The 7,370-nt window shown below is 44.2% G+C and carries 7 protein-coding genes and 1 other annotated feature; of the genes, 2 read left to right on the plus strand and 5 right to left on the minus strand.

Annotated elements, in window-relative coordinates:
• The first annotated feature begins 21 nt into the window (after positions 1-21).
• The gene (locus EYB31_RS39065; protein WP_131019017.1) at positions 22-1,521 is read left to right on the plus strand and encodes an MFS transporter; all 1,500 of its coding nucleotides are present in this window, start codon (positions 22-24) and stop codon (positions 1,519-1,521) included.
• A gap of 86 nt (positions 1,522-1,607) precedes the next feature.
• On the opposite strand, the gene EYB31_RS39070 is transcribed toward EYB31_RS39065, so the two are convergent.
• Positions 1,608-2,552, minus strand: a complete 945-nt coding sequence (locus EYB31_RS39070) for an aminoglycoside phosphotransferase family protein (protein ID WP_131019018.1) — start codon at positions 2,550-2,552, stop codon at positions 1,608-1,610.
• Between the two features lie 334 nt (positions 2,553-2,886).
• Between EYB31_RS39070 and EYB31_RS39075 the strand changes: the two genes are divergently transcribed.
• Entirely contained in the window at positions 2,887-3,627 is a 741-nt protein-coding gene (locus EYB31_RS39075; protein ID WP_131019019.1) for a class I SAM-dependent methyltransferase, read from the plus strand.
• A gap of 141 nt (positions 3,628-3,768) precedes the next feature.
• Here the strand turns inward: EYB31_RS39075 and EYB31_RS39080 are convergent, their stop codons facing one another.
• From EYB31_RS39080 to EYB31_RS41660, 4 genes are all read right to left on the minus strand, one after another.
• Positions 3,769-4,545, minus strand: coding sequence for a PP2C family serine/threonine-protein phosphatase (locus EYB31_RS39080; protein WP_165452842.1), 777 nt, complete (start codon positions 4,543-4,545; stop codon positions 3,769-3,771).
• On the minus strand, positions 4,532-5,071 hold the full coding sequence (locus EYB31_RS39085; protein ID WP_240763222.1) for an HIT family protein: 540 nt from the start codon (positions 5,069-5,071) through the stop codon (positions 4,532-4,534). The genes EYB31_RS39080 and EYB31_RS39085 overlap by 14 nt, the downstream gene beginning before the upstream one ends.
• Positions 5,048-5,273: a binding site (T-box leader), on the minus strand. Its footprint overlaps the gene before it by 24 nt.
• A 250-nt stretch (positions 5,274-5,523) precedes the next feature.
• Positions 5,524-6,273 carry a spermidine synthase gene (locus EYB31_RS39090; RefSeq protein WP_131019021.1) on the minus strand — a complete coding sequence of 250 codons (750 nt, stop codon included), beginning with the start codon at positions 6,271-6,273 and terminating at the stop codon, positions 5,524-5,526.
• A 728-nt stretch (positions 6,274-7,001) separates the two neighbouring features.
• Complete coding sequence (locus EYB31_RS41660) at positions 7,002-7,163, minus strand: GNAT family N-acetyltransferase (protein ID WP_165452843.1); 162 nt, start codon at positions 7,161-7,163, stop codon at positions 7,002-7,004.
• Positions 7,164-7,370 lie beyond the last annotated feature (207 nt).

Here is a 7,370-nt window from a genome sequence, read left to right on the forward strand (position 1 = left end):
AAAAAAACTTTCTAATTTAAGATGGGGATATTACTTGTTAAGAAGGTGATCGAAGTGACTAATGCAAATGAAGCGCTGCTTAATCCTCGCAGGTGGTGGGCTTTGGCGGTGGTGTTGTCGGCGACATTTATGGCTTTGCTTGATTCTTTTATCGTCAACGTCGCTATTCCCTCCATCCAATCCGATTTACGGGCAAGCGCCTCGGACATTCAGTTTATTCTTGCAGGTTATACGCTTGCTTATGCCGTTCTGCTGATTACCGGGAGTCGGCTCGGCGATATGTTTGGGCGAAAACGTTTATTTCTCACGGGGATGTTAGGATTTGTTATCGCTTCGGCGTTATGCGGCGTTGCTCCCTCCGCGATGTACCTGATCTTGTTTCGCGTGCTTCAGGGTATAACGGCGGCTGCGATGATGCCGCAAGTGCTCGCCATGATACAAGTGAGTTTTCCCGAGCATGAGAAAGCGAAAGCAATTGGTTTGTACGGCGCAACCATCGGCATCGCCACCGTATCCGGGCAACTGTTCGGCGGTTATCTTATCAGTGCAAATTTGTTCGACTTGGGATGGCGTTCTGTGTTTCTCGTGAATATCCCGATTGGTGTAGCCGCCTTACTGGCCGGCATCCCGCTGCTCCAAGAGTCGCGCAACCCTGCAGCCAGACGCCTTGATCTGACCGGCGCACTTATTTTAACGGCAAGCCTGCTGGCGCTTGCATTTCCGCTTGTTCAAGGCCGCGAGGCGGGATGGCCCGTATGGTCGTTCATTTTGCTTGCCTGTTTCCCGGCAGGTTTGACACTGTTTATTATATATGAGCGCAAAATACTTGAAAATGGAAAATCGCCGCTGCTCGCCCCTTCGCTTTTCCGCGATCGTTCCTTTAGTCTTGGCATATCGCTCATTCTTGTTTTTTATGCGATCGCTTCGGCACTTTTCTTCACGTTAGCCGTGATGCTGCAGACGGGCTTCGGGTACTCTGCTCTCACTTCGGGGTTAACCTATTTGCCGCTGGGAATCGGCTTCTACTTCGCTTCATTGGCATCACCCAAGCTCGTGAGAAAGTTCGGCGCGGCTGTTCTATTCGTCGGAGCTATGATTACAGTCTTCGGCATAGGTTACACATTGGAAATTGTCAATCATTACGGCGGTCATCTTGATTGGCATGCGCTTTGGCCGAGTTTATTCGTCATTGGTATCGGGCAAGGCGCCTGCGCGGCGCCGCTCATCGGAACCATTCTGTCCAAGGTCCGTCAGGAGAATATAGGGGCGGCTTCCGGTGTTTTGACGACAACGACCCAGCTCAGCACTGCGTTAGGCGTATGTTTTGTCGGAATCTTCTTTTATCGGGTTTTGGATATTTCCGATTTGCCTGATATTCATGCCCGTTATGCACATGCCTTTACCGTCGCGTTGGAATTTGTTCTTATCTTATCCGCGATTTATGCGTTCCTGCTGATCTTCTTAATGAAAACGGGACAGAGGCGGCAACCGGAGAAAGCTGTCAGTGCTTCGGGACAGTAGGTTGATTCGTTACCTGAATCAAATCCGCTTCAAGGATATCCCTGTATCGAATCTGAAGGGCACTTTTGTCATTAGACAGCCATATTCTAATATAAGAAAATTTCATTTAGTTCCTTACTCAACTGATTAATAGTTGCAGCTCGCTCCTGAGCCTCTTGCCGGTCAAACAAAATTTGTTCCATGAATTCCCAAATATCCTCCAATTTGCGTCGGCCCCGATAAAATTGCAGCACATCGGGATTGATCTCAAAATGGTTATGCATCTTACGATAGTTAGTAATAAACTCTTGATAATAAGGCTTGTCTATAAAAAACATCAGGTCGGCTTCAACAGGAGCCAATTTCAGCCCTTCCCAGTCAATCAACATCAGACGCCCGCCGGATTGCATCAAATTCCAGTGGTGTAGATCAGTATGGCACAGGGCCATTCTTAAGTTCCGCTGCGTTAAAACGGCAGACCATCTCTCTACGGTATCTATTAGCCTTACGAGATGTTCCATGTGTGGTAATATTAATAATTCTACATCGATAGGAAGCTCGTCAATCTGATTCAACACAGTCCTCATCTGCATTAAAAACGGAACCGCGAAATCTTCTTTGATGGCATTCGTTCCCACAGGGATTTCTTCTCCATACAAATGAAGCTCCGCTATCATGTTCGCTAGTTCGTCAACCTGCTTCATGGTTAAATCCTTGTCGCCAATCGTCTCTCCTTCGATATATTCATACAGCAAGTAGATTCCTCTGTCATCTTCTGATTTAAAATCGCCGGTTATGGTTGGCACAGGTACGGGGAGCTTGTTTTTTAAGCGGCTATTTTTCATGAGCCAAACTGTAATCGGCACGTATTGATCAATTAGAGCGGTCCATTTCGAAGTCGACGTCCTGCTTTTTTCATAAACCTTCAAGAAGAAGCAACGTTCGTTGCAGCATATCTTATAGGCTAGTGCCGCCCAGCCCCCTTGTTGCGGGATCATATTGGTGATATCCAGCTTGTACTTCTCTTTCAAAAGACTTTTGGTCTTGTCCATAAGTTACCCCTTTCACCCCAAGTGCCTATGCACGTACTTGATGCCGTCAATCAAATACGGATTCATTCGATTCTACCACATTTTTACGTGCTCATTCCTTCACGCGGCGATAAAAGGTATGTTTCTTCATCTCATTGCACAGAATCGGTTTGATCATGGTTGCAAGATTTATTGGACGCCGGTTGGATAATTTTGGGTGGATTTGTTCATAGAAAAACGGTATATTGGGGATCAATAGCTTAGAGAGTTCGAGTTTGATAGATGTTACGGGATAAGGTGCAAGTCGGGATGTACGTTTAGGCTCACAATATGGATATTTGGGGAGGATGTTGGCATGGACAAGCAATCTGTTTATGGAACAAACAGCTTTTATTGGGATACAAAAGGAAATGACTTCTTGGGAGCAATCGTGCTTCCTTATTATGGAGCTTTTGTCTCAGAAGAAAAATGCCGGCTTTTTGGCGATGTATCAGGGAAAAAGATGCTGGAAATCGGCTGTGGAAACGGCCAATCCTTGCAATATCAGGGGGAACGCAAAGCATCCGAACTATGGGGAATGGATATTTCAGAAAAACAACTCGAAAAGGCAGCGCAGCATCTGAAGGCATGTGGTCTTTCGGCGAAATTAATCTGTTCTCCCATGGAAGAAGAATGTGGCGTACCGGCGGATTATTTTGACTTTGTTTATTCGATTTATGCCATCGGCTGGACCACCGACCTTGAGGGCACTTTTTGCCGGATCGCTTCTTACCTTAAAAAAGACGGTGTATTTATTTTCAGTTGGTCTCACCCTATACACAAATGTGTTGTTGCAGAAAATGATATGCTTGCTTTTAAAAAAAGTTATTTCGATGAATCTTGGTATTCGGTACCACTTGATGAAGGTGAGCTAACATTATCGGACCGTAAACTATCAACTTATGTGAATGCATTGGCCAAAGCGGGATTTGTCATTGAGCAAATGATTGAGCAATCTGATGATGACATCATACAATCGCGGGGCGAAAACAGCGATTTGGCCAAAAAAGCAAAGATGCTTCCTGTAACTTTTGTCATCAAAGCAAGAAAACTATAACAAACCCGTTACTAAAAATTAGCGTAAAGGAATGGATTTGACGCTGGAGCACCCCTATCCTATTCTCTATGGCGAGAAGAGCAAAGAGCTCGGCATCTATCCTCCTTTCACGCTTTGCCTTTCCCGATGACGTACGATCTATTATAAATCTGAAGGCATTGCTGCATCCAGCTCATTTTTTACAGCCCAACGTACTAATGTAGTACTATCCACTGTTTGCTGACAATGCAGGTTATTGAGAAAGGATACAACCAAACTCTCCGAGCGGCAAAGCTCAGAAATTGAAATTGCAGCCTCTTTGGCTTCTAGATATCCATCTGTAATTAACAAAATACAGTTGACTCCTGTTCGAAGTTCCCTGCGTCCAAGCGAATAACTCGGCACCGTCTTTTCGAACGTATTCACTTTACCCATCCATTCGTAAAAATTTCTTTGGTTTAAGCTCACCTGACCCCATTTTTCCAAATCATCATGAATGAGAAGCAACTGGCAATCACCAACGGAAAACCACCAAAGAACGTTTTCTTTGCGAATACAGATTAAACAAGATGCTTCCCCCTTCAGGGAACGGCACTTATTCTTAAACCTATCCGATTTAAATATTTGAAGCAGTAATTTTTCAATTTGATCAAACAAAACATTTATTTTTGAGTCGAGAATCGCTTTAATCGAATGTTCATTTTCCTTTAGTGTGGCGATAATCAGTTCGGCACTATCACAAGAGTGATGTGCATCAATCAGTGTTACAAACTCCCATGAAATACTTTGCCAGACTAATAAACCGTCTTCGTTTTTATGTGCGCCCCTCTCGGTGTTTCCACCATACCTACCGATTGTTATGTGTCGCAGCTTCTCTACTGATGGCAAATTGAGATACGCTTGTTCAGATCCAATCCAGTTTAAACTATTCGATTTCACGCTGGAGATCACCTCTCAATCGGGAACAAACTTCATCTACTTGATTAACTGTACCATGTACTTCTTTATAGTTTCGGATATTTGTTGGATGCCAAAATTCCTTAGGTGTGTCAGGATACCTTGGAATAAGGTGAATATGGAAATGAGGAAAAGCATCTCCTTGTACAAAGCTATATACATGTTCAGCGTTTTCTGAGTTTTTTAATACTCTGCCTAACTTATTTAAAATAGATCCAATAGCACGCGCTTCATCATCGTTCATATCACCATAGCCAGCTGCATGCCGCTTTAAATCCACAATAAGGTAACCCCAATAAATCAAAGGTTCGTTAGACCCAATATGTCCCACATATACAAATTCATCTTCATAAATGCATCCGCCATTTACTTGAAGTTCGCCGTTATGTTTGCGGCATACAAAACAATCGTTTGAAGGCATCATTTTAACAGCCACTCCTTTATCCTCAAATTTAAAATCCAAATAAAAAAACCTACTGCCTACAAAAGAGGCGATAGGTTTTACCAAGCGCGGTACCACTCTTCTTGATTCGTTTATGAATACAACGAATCATCTTTGAACCTGATAACGGAGGCAAACCGTTAAGACTTAAAATAATATTCAGTCTTATCGCTCATGGGTGAGTTAGGGAAGCTGTACACTGTCTCACACCTGCCGACAGTTCTCTGAGCAACAGCTACTCCTTAATAATCCCAATCTTTGCGTTTGGATAATAGTAGTTCAATCTTATAGTTAACAATATCTTCCTGTCAATAACATTCCCACACCGGTATAGTCATGAATTCTCAATCGGCCAACCGCCGCGCAGCGTTGCAACGCGCTCTTGGGATCGCACGGGTTTTTCTATAGGGAGCTTGCAGCCTGCTTGATATATCCCGTCAGCATGTCGCAATCTATGGATTGACCACTGCGGTATTTGATCGTCTTTCTTTCCGGGGGACTATACATGACTGAAATGTTCACTGCGGACCTCTGTCCCTAATGATATACCCTTGCCCGAGTTCGATCTCTGTGAAGCCTGCCATTTGGCGTACTTGGAACCTGATCGGCTTATTTCTGCCTACGAGAATGATATTTTGAATGTCGGCGATGCCTTCTGACGGTAGCGAAAATGCTTTGATGTACGCAAATTCCTCGCTTAGCGTTCTATGAATAGCATTCATGAGCTGGTCATTTTCACCTTTACCGATCAAATTCATGACGATCAATCCCGAGGAATCAAGCTTTTCTCTGCAAATCACAAAAAATTCTTTAGAGATCAAATGAAGAGGCGTTCCCTTTTCAGTAAAGGCATCTAAAACGATAAAGTCATAAGCCTGTTGATCTTCACTTTCAAGAATTTGTCGGCCATCACCAATGCTAACATTATCTTTTCGGTATCCAAAAAACCTCTTACTTAATTCCACCACTTTGTGATCGAGCTCTGCCACCTTAAATCGCTTCTCTGGAAAATGGCCAGCAATCGTCCCAATCCCGTGACCGATGATAAATACGTTTTCGAAGGAAGGAATGTTAAATTCAATTAGGTGTATAATAGCTCGCGGATATTCAAATAGGATACGTTCCGGATCATTCAAATCCATCGCACCTTGTAGGGCTTTATTGGAAAACTCCAACACTCGAAACTTGCCTTTTTCACCGTACAATTCTGTAGTGTCATAAACGGATATCTCATGATTAGGGCTGGATGTTTTGAAAAGTAAATCCAAGTTATCGATCCCTTTCTGGCTGAATTTAGTTGAGCATCTTAAAACAAGCCCATGAAATGCAAATATCTTACCCTTCCTGCGTCGCAATCCACCATGTATTTCCTGCTGGGTCTTTCACTCCGCCACGTCGATCCGGATCGCCTTCTTTGCGTGTTGGTTCCAAGACAGATAAGCCACCGGCATGAAGTGCACGCTGATATGTACTTGCCACATCTTGCACATAGAGATGAAGCTGAGTAACAGTTTCAGTCTAAGTTTTTGTGGCGTCCGCAATCATAACAATCGTATCGTCAATCCGCAATTCTACATGCATAATCGAGCCATCAGGTCTATCAAAACGACGGAGTACGTTTGCATCGAATGCTCCAAGGCTTCGTGAATTCTATGACAAGAAACGCGGCGAAGGAAAACCATCCCGTGTATCGATGGTAGCGTGCATAAACAAGCTTCTTCACTGGTTGATGCTATCCTGATAAAGAAAGAACCTTTCCTTGATTTAGATGAATACCCACATGCACATCCATGTGAAAAACCTTCCAGCGGTTAAGAGGAAGGTTATTAAGCATGCCTAAATTTAATATAACTTGAGTTGAAATAAATTAAGAGAAAAATCTTGACAAACTATAGCTGGTTTTAGCTCAAAAGGTACTCCATTCACATCTTATATCCATCTAAAAAAGATGTATTTGTTATCTTCTTGCTCTTTTCTGCCCAATCAGCGTCGGCGTTCACCGCGATTGCTTCAACACGAACGGCTGCGTCCGAGTCACGAACTGGAAGCCCTGCTTGCGCAGGATCGGCGCGGAGGTCGGCAGCGCGTCGACGAAGGCGTGCGTCCGTTCGCGATCACGGGCTTCCTGCAACCGCGAGGCGACCAGTGCGGTGAACAATCCCCGTCTCCGGTGTGTGGTCTTGGTGCGCCCCCCCGCTAGTTCGGCATAAGGCCCTCCGGGCCGGAAGTAGACACGCCCACAGGCGTGTATATTGCATACTAAAAGTGCCGAACATTGCAGCATAAAAATGCTTAACTAATTGCAAAGAAAAGAGACACTTGCCAGCATCCCATTATCCTCCTATCGTTAAGTTTGCGACAACTG

Source organism: Paenibacillus thalictri (assembly GCF_004307995.1).
Classification (GTDB): Bacteria; Bacillota; Bacilli; order Paenibacillales; family NBRC-103111; genus Paenibacillus_AF; species Paenibacillus_AF thalictri.